This is a genomic window from Erwinia typographi (assembly GCF_000773975.1).
In the GTDB taxonomy this organism is placed as follows: Bacteria; Pseudomonadota; Gammaproteobacteria; order Enterobacterales; family Enterobacteriaceae; genus Erwinia; species Erwinia typographi.
The window spans coordinates 71,667-86,982 of sequence record NZ_JRUQ01000040.1 but is presented as its reverse complement, the minus strand read 5'-3'; the positions used below and the strand labels follow the sequence as shown (position 1 = coordinate 86,982).

Annotated in this window: 16 protein-coding genes; 12 read left to right on the top strand and 4 right to left on the bottom strand. The window is 57.2% G+C overall.

Annotation, left to right across the window (positions count from 1 at the left end):
* Positions 1-9: 9 nt before the first annotated feature.
* Positions 10-777: a phosphate ABC transporter ATP-binding protein PstB gene (gene pstB / locus NG99_RS13790; protein ID WP_034893808.1), complete on the top strand. Its 768-nt coding sequence runs from the start codon at positions 10-12 to the stop codon at positions 775-777.
* Between the two features lie 57 nt (positions 778-834).
* Here pstB and purN read toward each other — a convergent pair whose 3' ends face one another.
* Together purN and purM are read right to left on the bottom strand one after the other, a co-directional pair.
* On the bottom strand, positions 835-1,473 hold the full coding sequence (purN, locus tag NG99_RS13785) for a phosphoribosylglycinamide formyltransferase (RefSeq protein ID WP_034893805.1): 639 nt from the start codon (positions 1,471-1,473) through the stop codon (positions 835-837).
* Positions 1,470-2,510 (bottom strand): phosphoribosylformylglycinamidine cyclo-ligase, encoded by a 1,041-nt coding sequence (gene purM / locus NG99_RS13780; RefSeq protein WP_034894070.1) that lies wholly within the window; start codon positions 2,508-2,510, stop codon positions 1,470-1,472. Before purM ends, purN begins: the two co-directional genes overlap by 4 nt.
* A 243-nt stretch (positions 2,511-2,753) precedes the next feature.
* On the opposite strand from purM, the gene upp reads away from it, so the two are divergent.
* The 3 genes from upp to hda all read left to right on the top strand — a co-directional run bounded on the left by upp (position 2,754) and on the right by hda (position 5,521).
* Positions 2,754-3,380 carry a uracil phosphoribosyltransferase gene (upp, locus tag NG99_RS13775; RefSeq protein ID WP_034893802.1) on the top strand — a complete coding sequence of 209 codons (627 nt, stop codon included), beginning with the start codon at positions 2,754-2,756 and terminating at the stop codon, positions 3,378-3,380.
* Between the two features lie 66 nt (positions 3,381-3,446).
* Positions 3,447-4,730, top strand: coding sequence for a uracil permease (gene uraA, locus NG99_RS13770; RefSeq protein WP_034893799.1), 1,284 nt, complete (start codon positions 3,447-3,449; stop codon positions 4,728-4,730).
* An 89-nt stretch (positions 4,731-4,819) separates the two neighbouring features.
* Positions 4,820-5,521, top strand: coding sequence for a DnaA inactivator Hda (gene hda, locus NG99_RS13765; protein WP_232298302.1), 702 nt, complete (start codon positions 4,820-4,822; stop codon positions 5,519-5,521).
* Positions 5,522-5,552: 31 nt separating this feature from the next.
* On the opposite strand, the gene arsC is transcribed toward hda, so the two are convergent.
* Complete coding sequence (arsC, locus tag NG99_RS13760) at positions 5,553-5,906, bottom strand: arsenate reductase (glutaredoxin) (RefSeq protein ID WP_034893793.1); 354 nt, start codon at positions 5,904-5,906, stop codon at positions 5,553-5,555.
* Between the two features lie 16 nt (positions 5,907-5,922).
* Positions 5,923-7,383: a beta-barrel assembly-enhancing protease gene (gene bepA, locus NG99_RS13755; protein WP_034893791.1), complete on the bottom strand. Its 1,461-nt coding sequence runs from the start codon at positions 7,381-7,383 to the stop codon at positions 5,923-5,925.
* A gap of 816 nt (positions 7,384-8,199) precedes the next feature.
* Between bepA and NG99_RS13750 the strand changes: the two genes are divergently transcribed.
* From NG99_RS13750 to NG99_RS13715, 8 genes are all read left to right on the top strand, one after another.
* Entirely contained in the window at positions 8,200-8,805 is a 606-nt protein-coding gene (locus NG99_RS13750; protein ID WP_034893788.1) for a DsrE family protein, read from the top strand.
* Positions 8,806-8,859: 54 nt separating this feature from the next.
* Positions 8,860-9,465, top strand: a complete 606-nt coding sequence (locus NG99_RS13745) for a DsrE family protein (protein ID WP_034893785.1) — start codon at positions 8,860-8,862, stop codon at positions 9,463-9,465.
* Between the two features lie 110 nt (positions 9,466-9,575).
* Positions 9,576-10,589: a LacI family DNA-binding transcriptional regulator gene (locus NG99_RS13740; protein WP_034893782.1), complete on the top strand. Its 1,014-nt coding sequence runs from the start codon at positions 9,576-9,578 to the stop codon at positions 10,587-10,589.
* Between the two features lie 30 nt (positions 10,590-10,619).
* On the top strand, positions 10,620-11,639 hold the full coding sequence (locus tag NG99_RS13735; protein WP_034893779.1) for an ABC transporter substrate-binding protein: 1,020 nt from the start codon (positions 10,620-10,622) through the stop codon (positions 11,637-11,639).
* Positions 11,639-12,517: an ABC transporter permease gene (locus NG99_RS13730; RefSeq protein ID WP_034893776.1), complete on the top strand. Its 879-nt coding sequence runs from the start codon at positions 11,639-11,641 to the stop codon at positions 12,515-12,517. The genes NG99_RS13735 and NG99_RS13730 overlap by 1 nt, the downstream gene beginning before the upstream one ends.
* Positions 12,517-13,332, top strand: a complete 816-nt coding sequence (locus NG99_RS13725; protein ID WP_034893773.1) for an ABC transporter permease — start codon at positions 12,517-12,519, stop codon at positions 13,330-13,332. Before NG99_RS13730 ends, NG99_RS13725 begins: the two co-directional genes overlap by 1 nt.
* Positions 13,332-14,312, top strand: a complete 981-nt coding sequence (locus NG99_RS13720) for an ABC transporter ATP-binding protein (protein WP_034893770.1) — start codon at positions 13,332-13,334, stop codon at positions 14,310-14,312. Before NG99_RS13725 ends, NG99_RS13720 begins: the two co-directional genes overlap by 1 nt.
* 25 nt (positions 14,313-14,337) lie before the next feature.
* The gene (locus tag NG99_RS13715) at positions 14,338-15,171 is read left to right on the top strand and encodes a phosphodiesterase (RefSeq protein WP_034893768.1); all 834 of its coding nucleotides are present in this window, start codon (positions 14,338-14,340) and stop codon (positions 15,169-15,171) included.
* Positions 15,172-15,316 lie beyond the last annotated feature (145 nt).

Below are 15,316 nucleotides of genomic sequence, written 5' to 3'. Positions count from 1 at the left end.
ACAACCGTGATGCCTGATAAGCTGGAAAGCGCGCTTGAGCTGGAGAACCTTTCGCTGTGGTATGGCGACAAGCAGGCGTTGAAAGAGATCACCCTGCGCGTGCCAAAAAACCGGATTACCGCGCTGATTGGTCCGTCCGGCTGCGGAAAATCCACGCTGCTGCGCAGCCTCAACCGGATGAATGAGCTGATTGACGGCTGCCGGACCGAGGGGGATATTCGCCTGAACCAGCGGTCGATCCTGGCCGGGAGTCAGGATCTGGCGGCGCTGCGCAGAAGGGTCGGGATGGTTTTCCAACGGCCAAACCCGTTTCCGAAAACTATTTATGAAAATGTGGTCTACGGGCTGCGTCTACAGGGCGTGCGCGATCGCCGGGTGCTGGATGAGGCAGTGGAGCGAGCCCTGCGTGCCGCCGCCCTGTGGAGCGAAGTCCGGGATAACCTCTGGCAAAACGCGCTGACGCTTTCCAGCGGGCAGCAGCAGCGGCTGGTGATCGCCAGAGCGATTGCTATCGAGCCGGAGGTCCTGCTGCTGGATGAGCCAACGTCGGCGCTGGACCCGATCTCGACGCTGGTGATTGAGGAGCTGATGAGCACCCTCAAGCAGCATTTCACGCTGATCCTGGTGACCCATAACATGCAGCAGGCCGCGCGCGTGTCGGATTACACCGCCTTTATGCATCAGGGGTGCGTCGTGGAGTTTGGCGAGACGGACGAACTGTTTACCACACCGCGCCAGCGGCGGACGGAAGACTATATCACCGGCCGCTATGGCTGATAAAAAAAAGGAGTGACTCAGCGAGTCACTCCTTTTCTACGCTATGCCCGCAGACTGTCAGTCGAAGGCGTGCCCCTCCGGAGGCAGTTTTTCATTATCCAGCCAGGCGGCGCCCTCACGCATTGCCAGCCTGCCGTCAACAAACCAGCTCACCACCAGCGGGTAAATGGCGTGTTCCTGGTGCTGAACGCGGGCGTTCACCTCGGCTTCGCTGTCTTCGGCAAAGACCGGCACCTTCGCCTGAAGGATCACCGGGCCGCCGTCCAACTGCTCGGTGACGAAATGCACCGAAGTGCCGTGCTCTTCATCGCCATTCTCAATAGCCTGACGGTGAGTGTGCAGGCCGGGGTATTTCGGCAGCAGGGAAGGGTGGATGTTCAGCATTCGTCCGGCATAGTGCTGGACAAAAATCGGGCTAAGGATGCGCATATAGCCCGCCAGCACCACCAGATCGGGCGCATAGGCATCTATCTCCAGCATCAGCTGGCGGTCGAAAGCCTCGCGGTCTGCAAACTGAGAAGCGGTAAGCGCGTGGGCCGGCACGCCTGCTTCGCTGGCTCGCGTCAGGGCGTAAGCATCCGGTTTGTTACTGAACACGGCAGCGATGCTGCCGCGAATCTGGCCCTGCTGGCAGGCGTCCAGGATTGCCTGAAGGTTGCTTCCCTGGCCGGAAACCAGCACGACTAGCCGTTTCATGGGTTGATGACCACACGCTCTTCGGCATCGGAGGCTTTGATCACCCCGATTTTCCAGGCTTTTTCGCCCGCGTCGGTCAGCAGCTGCACCGCTCTGTCGGCTTCCGCCGCGCTGAGGGCAATCAGCATACCCACGCCGCAGTTAAAGGTGCGGTACATCTCAAAGCGGCTGACGTTGCCTGCGTTCTGCAACCAGCTAAACACGGCAGGCCACTGCCAGCTTGACTCTTCGAGAATGGCCTGGGTGTTATCAGGCAGGACGCGAGGGATATTCTCCCAGAAGCCGCCGCCGGTCAGGTGGGCAATCGCGTGGACGTCAACCTGCCCTATCAGGCTCAGGATATTTTTCACGTAGATGCGGGTCGGTTCCAGCAGATGATCGGCCAGCGGCTTGCCTTCCAGCTCGGCGCTGTCCGGGTCGGTGTTGCTGACTTCCAGAATTTTACGCACCAGCGAGTAGCCGTTAGAGTGCGGGCCGCTGGAGCCAAGGGCGATCAGCACATCGCCGTCCTGAACTTTGCTGCCGTCGATAATTTCTGATTTTTCCACCACGCCGACGCAGAAGCCCGCCACGTCGTAATCTTCGCCGTGATACATGCCAGGCATCTCAGCGGTTTCACCGCCGACCAGCGCACAGCCAGACTGCGAACAGCCTTCGGCAATACCGGTAATCACGCTGGCTGCGGTGTCGACATCCAGCTTTCCGGTGGCATAGTAGTCAAGGAAGAACAGCGGCTCGGCGCCCTGAACCACCAGATCATTCACGCACATCGCGACCAGATCGATACCGATGGTATCGTGGCGTTTCAGGTCCATCGCCAGACGCAGCTTGGTGCCGACGCCGTCAGTGCCGGAAACCAGAATCGGTTCGCGGTATTTTTGCGGCAGCGCGCAAAGGGCACCGAAACCGCCCAGCCCACCCATGACTTCCGGGCGACGAGTCTTTTTCACTACGCCTTTGATACGATCGACTAAAGCATTACCAGCATCAATATCTACGCCGGCGTCTTTATAGCTGAGAGAGGTTTTGTCGGTCACTGCGAAATCCCCACGCGGTTTGCGGTTGGTGGTATGGAAAATAAAGCGCGGCAATTCTAACAGCGCAGGCAAACGTTTGCGAGCGCCATCTGCTGATGCGTTGCGGATAACTGAATTTTAGCCAATCCTTAACAAAACAGGGCAGATTAAGCAGAAGTTGCATTAAGTCATAGGGTGCTGAGCGTAAATGGCGCTATAATCTCGCGATTTTTTTTTGCAGCTTAACACTCCGGGAGAACAACAATGAAGATCGTGGAAGTCAAACACCCGCTGGTCAAACATAAACTGGGCCTGATGCGTGAACATGACGTAAGCACCAAGCGTTTTCGTGAACTCGCCTCAGAAGTGGGAAGTCTGCTGACTTATGAAGCCACCTCCGACTTAGCCACCGAAAAGGTGACGATTGAAGGCTGGAACGGCCCGGTGGAAATCGAGCAGATCAAGGGCAAGAAAATCACCGTCGTTCCGATCCTGCGTGCAGGCCTTGGGATGATGGACGGCGTTCTTGAGCATGTGCCGAGCGCGCGCATTAGCGTCGTGGGCGTCTATCGGGATGAAGAGACGCTGGAGCCGGTGCCCTATTTCCAGAAGCTGGTCTCCAACATTGAAGAGCGCATGGCGCTGGTCGTTGACCCGATGCTGGCAACCGGTGGATCGATGATCGCCACCATCGACCTGCTGAAAAAGGCTGGCTGCAACAGCATTAAAGTCCTGGTGCTGGTCGCCGCGCCGGAAGGCATCGCCGCGCTGGAAAAAGCGCATCCTGACGTTGAGCTGTACACCGCCTCCATCGACCAGGGGCTGAATGAGAAGGGATACATCATCCCTGGCCTCGGCGACGCGGGCGATAAGATTTTTGGCACCAAATAAGCCGTGATCAACAGGATAAGCCGACCGCAGAGTCGGCTTTTTAATGGGTAAAACAGGGGTATCACTATGACACGTCGTGCAATTGGCGTTAGCGAGCGGCCGCCGCTGCTGCAAACTATTCCACTCAGCTTCCAGCACCTGTTCGCGATGTTTGGCGCAACGGTACTGGTGCCGATTCTGTTCCACATCAACCCGGCTACCGTGCTGCTGTTCAACGGTCTGGGCACGCTGCTTTACCTCTTTATCTGTAAAGGCAAGATCCCTGCCTATCTGGGGTCAAGCTTTGCCTTTATCTCGCCGGTGCTGCTGCTATTGCCGCTGGGCTACGAAGTGGCGCTGGGCGGCTTTATTCTGTGCGGCGTGCTGTTCTGCCTGGTAGCGCTGATCGTGAAGAAAGCCGGAACCGGCTGGCTGGACGTGATGTTCCCCCCTGCCGCAATGGGGGCCATTGTGGCGGTGATCGGCCTTGAGCTGGCTGGGGTCGCGGCCAATATGGCCGGATTGCTGCCGGCTAACGGCGCGTCGGTTGACGGTAAAACGATTTTTATCTCGCTGGTAACGCTGGGCGTCACGGTCTTTGGCTCGGTGCTGTTCAGGGGCTTTATGGCGATTATTCCCATCCTGATTGGCGTGATCGCGGGCTATGTGCTCTCCTCGGCGCTGGGGATCGTCAACTGGGCGCCGGTAGAAGCTGCGCCGTGGTTTGCGCTGCCCACCTTCTACAAGCCGCGCTTTGAGTGGTACGCGATGCTGACCATTCTGCCAGCGGCGCTGGTGGTGATTGCCGAGCACGTCGGCCATCTGGTGGTCACCGCGAACATCGTCAAAAAAGATCTGCTGAAGGATCCTGGCCTGCACCGCTCAATGTTTGCCAACGGGATCTCCACCGTGTTCTCCGGCTTCTTTGGCTCCACGCCGAACACCACCTACGGTGAAAACATCGGCGTGATGGCGATCACCCGCGTCTACAGTACCTGGGTGATTGGCGGCGCGGCGATTCTGGCGATGCTACTCTCCTGCGTCGGCAAGCTGGCGGCGGTGATTCAGGCCATTCCGGTGCCGGTGATGGGCGGCGTCTCGCTGCTGCTTTACGGCGTGATCGGCGCTTCCGGGATTCGGGTGCTGATCGAGTCGAAGGTGGATTACAACAAGGCGCAAAACCTGATCCTGACTTCAGTGATCCTGATCATTGGCGTCAGCGGAGCCACCGTACATATCGGCGCAGCGGAGCTGAAAGGCATGGCGCTGGCGACCCTTGTGGGCGTCCTTCTCAGCCTGATCTTTAAAGTGATTAGCCTGGTGCGGCCTGAAGAAGTGGTGCTCGATCCGCAGGACAGGGATCACCTCTGAGCAGCGGGCAGATCCGGCCCGCGTTTATTAACGCCAGAAAGTTGTGATAAACTCCAGCCGGATTTTGCCCGATCAACACTGAGGTGCTTCTGAACACACCGGCACAGCTGTCATTGCCACTCTATCTGCCTGATGATGAAACCTTCGCCAGCTTCTGGCCGGGGGAGAATCCGTCGCTGATTGCCGCCCTGCAAAGCGCATTGCAGCAGGAGCACGGCAGCTACTTCTACTTCTGGTCGCGCGAAGGAGGAGGGCGTAGCCATCTGCTGCACGCCGCCTGTGCTGAGCTCTCCGCCCGTGGCGAAGCCGTGGGCTATGTGCCGCTGGATAAGCGGACCTGGTTTGTGCCGGAAGTGCTGGACGGTATGGAGCAGCTGCCGCTGGTCTGCATCGACAATATTGAATGTATCGCCGGGGACGAGCCCTGGGAAATGGCTATCTTCGATCTTTACAACCGTATTCTTGAAACCGGCAAAACCCGCCTGCTGATCACCGCCGATCGTCCTCCCCGTCAGCTCAACCTCCGGCTTGCCGATCTCGCCTCGCGCCTGGACTGGGGACAGATCTACCGGCTTCAGCCGCTCTCCGATGAAGATAAGCTCCAGGCGCTTCAGCTGCGGGCCAGGCTGCGCGGTTTTGAATTGCCGGAGGACGTGGGGCGTTTTCTGCTGAAAAGGCTGGATCGCGAGATGCGCACGCTGTTCGTGACGCTGGATAAGCTGGACCGCGCTTCGATTAGCGCTCAGCGTAAGCTGACCATTCCGTTCGTCAAGGAAGCGCTGGGGCTGTAGGCCTGGCTCTCCCTGACCACGTAACCCCCTGCTATAAAATCTCAAACACCTGCTCAGGCGGACGGCCTAAGCGCGCCTTGCCGTTAGCGATCACAATCGGGCGCTCAATCAGCCTGGGGTTTTCCACCATTGCCTGGATCAGCTGCGCTTCACTCAGCGAGACGTCAGCCAGTCGCAGCGTCCGGTAGATCTCCTCTTTGGTGCGCATCAGCTCGCGTGCCGACTGAAACCCCAGCAGGCCCAGCAGCGCCTTCAGCTGGTCGGCGTTGGGCGGCGTCCCCAGATAGAGCACCACCTCCGGCTGAATGCCTCTTTCCTGTAACAGCGCCAGCGTTTCACGGCTCTTCGAGCAGCGAGGGTTATGATAAATCTGCACTTCAGACATGCGGCATCCTTACTGATTAAGATTTTTGATACGGACGGAAGCGCTGCTGGAGCTGGCGAAGCTGGTCGATGCGCGCATCGTATCTGGCCTGCTTCAGGCTGCCTAACGCCACGGCGGCGCTGGCGCTGCTCAGGCTCCTGATCGCCTGATCGAGCTGGCCATTCAGCGCCAGGCTCTCCGCTCTGGCGGCTTCCTCTTCATCCGTCAGCCCCTGATCCGCGCTGGCCTGCGCCAGCAGATCCCAACCGTTGGGATCGTCTTTATGCGCCCAGGTGTAGCGATAGAGAATTTTACTGGCCTCGGCAGGCTTTTTCGCTTCGACATAGGCATTAGCCAGGTTCAGCTGAACTACCGGGCTTGAACTGGCCGTCTTCGCCGCCAGCAGCATGGCGATGGCCTGCTGCGGCTGGTTCAGGCCAATATCAATATCGGACATGATATCCAGATACCAGACGTTGGCGGGCTGTTTAGCCAGCATCGGGGCGATAATTTTTTTGGCGTTAGCGAAGCTTTTCGCCTGTAAAAACTGCACGGCTTTGCCGTACTGGGCCGCCGCCTGCTCGCGCGTGTTGCCTTTCTCCAGCGTGTGCAGAAGATCGTCAGTAAGCTGATTTTGTCCGGTAGCGTACATTCCCAGCGCGCGGACCTTCGCCATGTAATAGTCTTCTGAAGATTGCACCACCACCGGCTTCATCTGATTCGCACGGTTTCTGGCATCCGACAGACGGCTGTCCGGCAGCGGGTGGGTGAGCAGAATTTCCGGCGGCTTAGAGGAGAAGCGCGACTGGTCCGCCAGCTTTTGCAGGAAATCAGGCATCGCCCGGGGATCGAACCCCGAACGCTGTAAAACCTGGATACCGATACGATCGGCCTCCTGTTCGTTCTGCTGGGTAAAGCTGATCACCCCCTGCTGGGTCCCGGCCAGCGTGCCGCTCAGCGCCGCCATTCCCGCCTGAGGGTTGGCCATTGCCAGCAGGATTGAACCCAGTGCGCCCACCCAGGTTAGCGGCGCGTTGCGCTGCTGCTCTTCCATGGCTCGCGCCAGGTGGCGCTGAGTAACGTGAGAGATTTCATGCGCCATTACCGAGGCCAGTTGGCTCTCGTTATCGGTGTAGCGAAACAGGGCAGAGTGCAGCACCACATTGCCGCCAAAGAAGGCGAAGGCGTTGATCTCGTCATTGCGGATCAGAAAAAAATGGAAGGGGGTCTTTACCGACCAGGCATGGCTCACCAGCCGTTCCCCCAGCTGATTAATGTAGTCGTTCAGTAGGGGATCGTTAATCAGCGGCGCACTGGCCCGCAGCTGACGCACGTAGAAGTCGCCCATCTGCATTTCCTGACCAATGGACAGCGTATTCCCTGCCGTCGTCCCTATATCCGGCAGGTTGTCGCTCACGTCTGCCCTTACCGGCAAAGATGCCGCTGTCAGGGTAACCATAAGCGAGGCAAGCGCACACTTTTTAAATCGGTTAATCATGCTAAGTCCTATGCTGATTACGTCCTCTTTCGACCAGCTATCAGGGCAAATGTTCGGCCTGGCGCTGACGATCGACCCGCCTTTAGGGTTATTTTAATCAGAAGTTATGCAGAAGGAAACGGTGGCTGGCGCTGATTACTGAAGGATTTTCAGTAAAATACCGCCAATAGCCTTAAAAAAATTGAACATGCTGGCCGCGTTGGGAATTCGCCGCGATAAGACTGTCTGCCAGCACAAGCCCCGTTATAGCTGATAAATATTTATTCTGCGCACAGATTCAGCATAGCCTGCTGTTTGTGTGATGGGCAAACGCTGCTGCTTTCTTAAAGTTTGGTAAATTTATTCAACTAAACTGATGGTGGCATGAAAATTGATTAGGTTTACTCCTAAAAAGACGGCGCGGTGACGGGAAGGGGGAGGCGGAAATATGAGGGAAACTGGTGGTTAAAAAATAAAGTACGGCAGGTTCAGATCCAGTCATTTTTTTATTCTTATCTGATTCAGATCCACTTATAAATAAATTCTATTTTGCAGCTTATTATTTTAAAAGTAATTAATTACAGGCATTTAAATAAATGCTGACCAGCGTGGCTGGACTGACGGTTTTTGCCGCTTATCAGGTAACTTTCCAGTTTTACTGAATATTGTATTATGTTAATGATTTTACTGCTAAATCAATTGCGAGATTATGTCCTTTTCGCCAGGAAACATTCCGTCCAACCTATGGTATAGATCCACTGGTCGCCCTGACCGGCGATAATTATCTCGTTTTTCCATGAGCCGTCTGACTCCTAATCCTGTTGCGGAGAGCATCCTATGCGTCCGGTAGTATCCTATATAATTATCGCTGTTGTAGCGGGTTTTGTGGGGGCCAGTTTTTCTAACGCGCCCGATATTGTCGATAAAATTAGCCAGCATTTGAGTAGTCCACCCGCCGATCCGGCAGGCTTCTGGTCTACGCCCGCTATTAAGGGATACGGTGAAATACATTATGAAGCCGATGTGGCTTATAAACCGGCGGTTAGCGACAGCAATAAAATCGTCTTCCAGATCACCAAAGCAGAAAATAGACCCAAAGATCCTAACCTCGGTCTGCAGCGCGTTGCTCGCGTCGTCAATCTTTATGTGGCTTCCGGCGTACCGGCCAACCAACTCAAGTTTGTCGTGTCGGTTACCGGCGACGGCACGCCAGCGATGCTGAACAATGAGCACTATAAAAAAATGTTTGGGATGGACAATCCTAACCTCAAGCTGATTAGTCAGCTGCGGGAAAAAGGCGTGGACGTCTCGGTCTGCGACCAGTCGGTGGCCTTCCATCATTTCCAGCATGACTGGATTGATAAATCGGTGACCCACGCCCTGTCCAGTCCAACCACCGTATCCACCCTGGAAAACCAGGGCTACGCCTTCCTCTCGATGTAATTCTTCTGTCCCTGTGGAGTGCGGGCTTTTGCCCGCATAAACCGGAGAATACCCATGCGTCAGACGTTAAAAATTACCGCCGTTGCGGTTATAGCCTCACTGGCTACCGTTGCCGCCATCAAAGCGCCAGTTATCCTCAGCAAAGTTAGCGGGCGGTTTGACGTTAAGCCAGCCCAGCCTGAAGGGTTTTGGCAAACGCCAACCATTGCTGGCTATGGCAAGATTCATAACCGACCAGAGACGGCCTTTCGCCCGCAGAGTGATGAACACTACAGCGTTGTATTTCAGGTTCAGAACGGCGACCAACCGAAAGCGGTAGTTAATGCCGAGCTGGAGAAAGTGGCTCGCACGGTCAATTTGTACGTCGCCTCCGGCGTGCCGTTGGAAAATCTGAAGTTCGTCGTGGCGATTGCCGGTTCCGCCACGCCAGTGGTGCTGGACAACGAGCATTATCATCAAGAGTTTGGCGTGGATAATCCCAATCTGCCCCTGATTGCCAGGCTTCGCGAGGCGGGCGTAGTGGTATCCGTTTGCGATCAGGCCGTGGCAGGGCATCGCTATCCGTTCGACTGGGTTGACGAAAAGGTTACCCATGCGCTTTCTAATCTCACCACCATTACTACGCTTGAGCACCGCGGCTATACCCTGATGCCAATGTAACCCGCTGTCCATCCCAGCTCTGCTGACGCCGCCCAGCGATCATTTTACTGTCATAAATCGTTGCTACCTTGCCAGCGATGAGATCGATCTCATGGTGAAAAGGTGAGCGAATGACAGATTTACTGGGCGTGGCGAAACTGGCTGGCGTATCGCGGGCTACGGCGGCAAGAGCTTTTGCTTCGCCAGAACAGGTTCGCGAAGAGACCAGGCGCAAAGTCTTTGCCGCCTCGGAGCAGCTTGGCTTTCGGCCAAACCATATTGCCCGTCAGTTGCGCAGCCAATCCTCCCGCACGCTGGGCGTGCTGTTGCCCTCGTTGCGTAATCCCGTGTTTGCCGGGCAGCTCCAGGCGATGGAAATTGCCGCTCAGCAGCGGGGCTACGCGCTGCTGATTGCGACCAGCGACTATCAGACTCAGCGAGAAGCCGACATCGTTGAGAACATGTTGCGCCAGCGCGTTGACGGCATGGTACTGACCGTAGCGGATGCCGACAGTAGCGAAGTGCTTGCCAGCCTCCAGCAGGAAGTAGTGCCGGTGGTGCTGGTGCATAACGCACCGCAAAAAATCGCCTTGCCTGCCGTCTGCGTTGATAACCGGCAGGCGGTTCGTCAGGCTACCAATCATCTGCTCTCCCTTGGGCACCGTCATATCGGCATGATTGCCGGACCGATCCTGCAATCCGACCGCGCGCTTCAGCGCTATCAGGGCTATTGCGATGCCATGACGGCGGCGGGTCTTGTCCCGGCAGCCGTGCTGGAAATGCCCAGCCATACCCAATCCGACTTGCAAACGCTTCAGCCCGCTCTTGGCAGCGAACGGAGGATGACTGCACTGCTCTGCACTAATGACTTGCTCGCTATCAGCGTGATGGGCGAGCTGCTGCGGGCGGGATACCGGGTTCCTCAGCAAATTTCCATTATTGGCTTCGACGGTATCGATCTTGGGCGGCTGGTTTATCCGTCGCTGACTTCACTCGTGCAACCTTTACAAAACATGGGAACGCAGGCGATCGCGCATCTGCTGGCTTTAATCGCCGGACAGACGCCGGAACCCCTGCCGCCGCTGCCGGTGCGCCTGCGTCTGGGGGAAAGCGTCGCGCCGCCTCCCGTTCTGACTTTGCCATAACCTTTGTTACACCAACATCCGGGAAAAATTATGTTAAAGCGAAAACAATTCAGCAAAATTGCCGCCATCGCATTACTGGCGGGAAGCGCGTTTGTCAGCCAGCTGGCGTCGGCAGCCGATGCCATCTGTTATAACTGCCCGCCTGAATGGGCGGATTGGGGCACGCAGCTAAAGGCGATTGCCGCAGATACCGGCATTAACGTGCCGCAGGATAATAAAAACTCCGGTCAGGCGCTGGCGCAGATGGTGGCCGAAAAAGCCAACCCTGTTGCCGACGTGGCCTATCTGGGCGTGACCTTTGGTATTCAGGCCGCTAAATCTGGCGTGGTGGAGGCCTATAAGCCGAAAGCGTGGGACGAAATTCCTGACGGAATGAAAGATCCCGACGGTAAATGGATTGCGCTGCACTCTGGCACCATGGGCTTTATGGTCAACGTGGATGCGCTGGGCGGCCTGCCGGTTCCCCAATCATGGAACGATCTGCTGAAGCCTGAATATAAAGGCATGATCGGCTTCCTTGACCCTTCCAGCGCTTTTGTCGGCTACGTTGGCGCGGTGGCGGCGAACCTGGCGATGGGAGGCACTCTACAGGATTTCACTCCGGGTCTGGCCTATTTTAAAAAACTGGCGGCCAACAAGCCTATTGTGCCAAAACAAACCGCCTATGCCCGCGTGCTGTCGGGTGAAATCCCGATCCTTCTGGACTACGACTTCAACGCCTACCGCGCGAAATATACTGACCATGCCAACGTGGCGTTCGTTATCCCTAAAGAGGGGACGATTACCGTACCTTACGTTATCAGCCTGGTGAAAAACGCCCCGCATGAAGACAACGGCAAAAAGGTGATTGATTACGTCCTTTCCGACAAAGGGCAGGCGATCTGGGCCAGTGCATATCTTCGTCCCGTCCGTCCTGAAGCCATGTCGGCCGAAGCGAAAAAGCGCTTCCTGCCGGACAGCGACTACGCGCGGGCTAAAACCGTGGACTACCAGCAGATGGCTGATGCGCAGAAAGCCTTCTCCGCTCGCTATATGAGTGAGATTCAGTAATGTCGGTGTCGTCTGTCAGCAACGGCTCGCGCTCCTTTTCAGCGCAGCGCTACGCCTCGCGGTTTCGCCAACGGAGGATTCAGTGGATGCTGGTCCCGGCGCTGGTATTTTTCGCCGCCTTCTGGCTGCTGCCGTTTGCCACGCTGATTGTGATGGGCACCCAGCCGGATAATAGCAGCGGCGTAAATGCCTGGTGGACCATTCTTACTCAGCAGCAATATTTGAGCAGCCTGGGCGTGACGGTGCTGCTCTCTTTGCTGGTGTCCCTGCTGGCGGTGGCCATTTCGGCCGTCGCCGGCTGTTTTCTTGCTCGCCATCACTTCGCCGGGCGGTCGCTGCTGCTGGCCGTGCTGACCTTTCCTCTGGCTTTTCCGGGCGTGGTGGTGGGCTTTCTGGTGGTGATGATGGCGGGGCGTCAGGGGCCAATCGCGCAACTCAGCCTCGCGCTCTTTGGCGAGCGCTGGATGTTTGCCTATTCCCTGACCGGGCTGTTTGTCGGCTACCTCTATTTCTCCATTCCGCGCGTGGTGATGACGCTGGTCGCCGCCTGCGAAAAGCTCGATCGCTCCCTGGAAGAGGCGGCTCGTTCGCTCGGGGCCAGCCAGTGGCGAGTGGTGTGGGATGTGATGGTGCCGGGTATGGCCCCCGCGCTATTTTCCAGCGGCGCGATTTGTTTTGCCACCAGCATGGGCGCGTTTGGCACTGCTTTTACCCTGGGTACCCACCTGAAGGTTCTGCCGTTGACAATTTACGGTGAATTCACCAACTACGCGAATTTTGCCACGGCGGCCGCGCTGTCGGTAGCGATGGGCGGCGTCGCCTGGCTGGCCCTGATACTGGCGCGCTGGCTGGCCGGTGAACATCGGGGGATGGCGTGATGAAACGTTCGGGACTGTTTTGGCTTCAGCTACTTTTTACCCTCGGCCTCAGCCTGTTTATGGTGGTGCCGGTGCTGGTGTCTTTACTGGCTGGCATCACTGAAAACACTTTTATTGGGTTGAAAAGCGGCCTGACGCTGCGCTGGGTCGCGCAGGTATGGCAGATGTATTCGGACACGCTCTGGCTGTCGCTGCTGATCGCGATAAGCTGTCTGGGCTGCGTACTGGTGCTGGGCGTCCCCGCCGCCTGGGGGCTGCTGAAAGCTCCGGCACGCTGGGCCAGCCGGATCGAAGAGTGCCTGCTGCTGCCGGTAGCGCTGCCGGGGCTGGCTACCGCGCTTGGACTGATTTTAATTTATGGCGGCTTCCACGCGCTGCGCGGCAGCTGGCTGTTTATTCTGATCGGCCATGTGCTGTTCACGCTGCCGTTTATGATTCGCCCGGTGCTGGCGGTGATGCGCGCCGGCCAGCTGCTTCAGCTTGAAGAGGCGGCGGCCAGCCTCGGGGCCGGATTCTGGCGGCGTTTTTTTACCATCATCGTGCCCAACTGCCGCAACGGCATTCTGGCCGGGGCTTTTATGGTACTGACGCTGTCGATTGGCGAATTCAATATTACCTGGATGCTGCATACCCCGCTGACCAAAACCCTGCCGGTCGGGTTGGCAGACAGCTACGCCTCAATGCGGCTGGAGGTTGGCTCAGCCTATACGCTGATTTTCCTGGCGATGATCCTGCCGCTGCTGCTGACGCTCAGCTGGCTGACCCAGTTTGCCCAGCGCCGGGCGCGGGCTTTATCTGATAAGGAGACAGTCTGATGGCAGACTCCCTGAGTATTCATTTACGCCGCTGCTCACGTACCTTTGCCGGTGATTCGCTGGCGCTGCATCCGCTGGACCTGGATATTGTGGCTGGCGAAACGCTGGTGCTGCTGGGGCCGTCGGGCTGTGGGAAAACCACCACTCTGCGTATTATCAGCGGCCTGGAAGCGCCGGATGACGGCGGCGAAGTGTGGTTCGGCGACCGTAACGTCACGGCCTTGCCGATTGAAAAGCGCAACGTCGGCATGGTGTTTCAAAACTATGCGCTGTTCCCGAATATGAACGTGGCGGACAACGTCGGCTACGGATTGCGTATTCAGGGCATGGCGAAGCACGAGCGGCGGGAAAGGGTCGATGAGCTGCTGGCGATGGTCGATCTGCTGCCCTTTGCGCACCGTCCGGTACAGGCGCTGTCTGGAGGGCAAAAGCAGCGCGTTTCGCTGGCCCGCGCGCTGGCCGCCCGCCCCAAAGTGCTGCTGTTTGATGAGCCGCTTGCGGCGCTGGATGTCAAGCTGCGGGAGCGGCTGCGTGAAGATATCGGGCACCTGCTGCGCAGGCTAAAGACCACCGCCGTGTATGTCACCCATGACCAGCAGGAAGCGATGGCGCTGGGCGACCGGATTGCGGTGCTGGAACGGGGGCGCATTGCGCAGATCGACACCCCGCGCGCGATCTATCAGCATCCCGCGACCCGTTTTGTGGCGGACTTTGTGGGCGCCATCAACTGTATTCGGCCTGCTGGCCCGACTTCACCGGCGCGCTACTGCCGCCCGGAAGATATTCGTCTGGACGAACCGGACAAGGGGCAGTACAGCGGACGTATCGTCGAGCAGTTGTTCCTCGGGGCTAGCCAGCGGCTATTTATTGATATCGGCAGCGATAAGCCGATTCAGGTCGAGCGTTCCGCTCGCGAGCGCTGGCATACCGGCCAGCAGGTTGGCGTGATCGTCGCTGACGACGTGACGATGACATTTTGAATATTGCTATAAGGAGATCCGCGTTGTGACTCAGCAAGCCGTTTTAATTGCCCAAATCAGTGATTTACATATTAAGGCTCAGGGAAAGTTATCCTATCGTAAGGTGGATACGCTTGGCGCGCTGCATAAGATGATCGCCAGGCTAAATTCGCTGGACCCCCGCCCGGACGCGGTGGTGATTACCGGCGATCTGGTGGATTTTGGCCGCGAAGAAGAGTACCAGACATTAAAAGAGGCGCTCAAGAGTCTGACGCTGCCATTCTGGTTAATGGCGGGCAACCATGACGATCGCCAGAGCTTACGCCGCGTTTTCGCCGACCAGCCCTATCTTTACCAGCACCCTGAGTTTATTCAATGGCAAGGGGAGTGCGGTCCGCTGCGCCTGCTGGCATTGGATTCCACCGTGCCTCAGCAATCGCGGGGCGAACTTTGTGAACAGCGCCTGAGCTGGCTGGCTAACCGGCTGGAAGAGCAACCTTCGCGCCCGACGCTGGTGATGCTTCACCATCCTCCTTTTATCAGCGGCATTGAGCATATGGACCGTCAGCGTCTGGATAACCCGCAGCGACTGGCCGAGGTGCTCGCTCGCCATCATCAGGTTGAAAGGGTGCTTTGCGGTCATGTTCATCGCAGTATGCAGGTTGCCTTTGCGGGAACCGTGGCCTGCAGCGCGCCGGGCGCGTCGCATCAGGTCGCTTTTGACCTGCGTCCTGACGGGCCGGCACAATTCTGCCTGGAGCCTGCCGGTTTTTTACTGCACCGCTGGACGCCGGATCAGGGTGTCATCACCCATCAGTGCGTGGTGGACCGGTTTGACGGCCCCTTTCCGTTCTATGATGCCAACGGACTTATTGATTAAATCAAATAATTATTGGATTAGATCGCGTCGAATTATTCCCAAAACGTACGAGAGGTGTACAATTGGCGTGTGCTTGTACAGGGCATAGAACGCACTTATCAAACGCGCAGATAAAATAACAAGGCGCTATATCTATGAAACGTCT

Bases quoted from the DNA above. Each gene is read 5' to 3' on its own strand.
- pstB (WP_034893808.1), top strand. From the start codon at position 10: ATGCCTGATAAGCTGGAAAGCGCGCTTGAGCTGGAGAACCTTTCGCTG.
- purN (WP_034893805.1), bottom strand. From the start codon at position 1,473: ATGAAACGGCTAGTCGTGCTGGTTTCCGGCCAGGGAAGCAACCTTCAG.
- upp (WP_034893802.1), top strand. From the start codon at position 2,754: ATGAAGATCGTGGAAGTCAAACACCCGCTGGTCAAACATAAACTGGGC.
- uraA (WP_034893799.1), top strand. From the start codon at position 3,447: ATGACACGTCGTGCAATTGGCGTTAGCGAGCGGCCGCCGCTGCTGCAA.
- arsC (WP_034893793.1), bottom strand. From the start codon at position 5,906: ATGTCTGAAGTGCAGATTTATCATAACCCTCGCTGCTCGAAGAGCCGT.
- bepA (WP_034893791.1), bottom strand. From the start codon at position 7,383: ATGATTAACCGATTTAAAAAGTGTGCGCTTGCCTCGCTTATGGTTACC.
- NG99_RS13750 (WP_034893788.1), top strand. From the start codon at position 8,200: ATGCGTCCGGTAGTATCCTATATAATTATCGCTGTTGTAGCGGGTTTT.
- NG99_RS13745 (WP_034893785.1), top strand. From the start codon at position 8,860: ATGCGTCAGACGTTAAAAATTACCGCCGTTGCGGTTATAGCCTCACTG.
- NG99_RS13740 (WP_034893782.1), top strand. From the start codon at position 9,576: ATGACAGATTTACTGGGCGTGGCGAAACTGGCTGGCGTATCGCGGGCT.
- NG99_RS13735 (WP_034893779.1), top strand. From the start codon at position 10,620: ATGTTAAAGCGAAAACAATTCAGCAAAATTGCCGCCATCGCATTACTG.
- NG99_RS13730 (WP_034893776.1), top strand. From the start codon at position 11,639: ATGTCGGTGTCGTCTGTCAGCAACGGCTCGCGCTCCTTTTCAGCGCAG.
- NG99_RS13725 (WP_034893773.1), top strand. From the start codon at position 12,517: ATGAAACGTTCGGGACTGTTTTGGCTTCAGCTACTTTTTACCCTCGGC.
- NG99_RS13720 (WP_034893770.1), top strand. From the start codon at position 13,332: ATGGCAGACTCCCTGAGTATTCATTTACGCCGCTGCTCACGTACCTTT.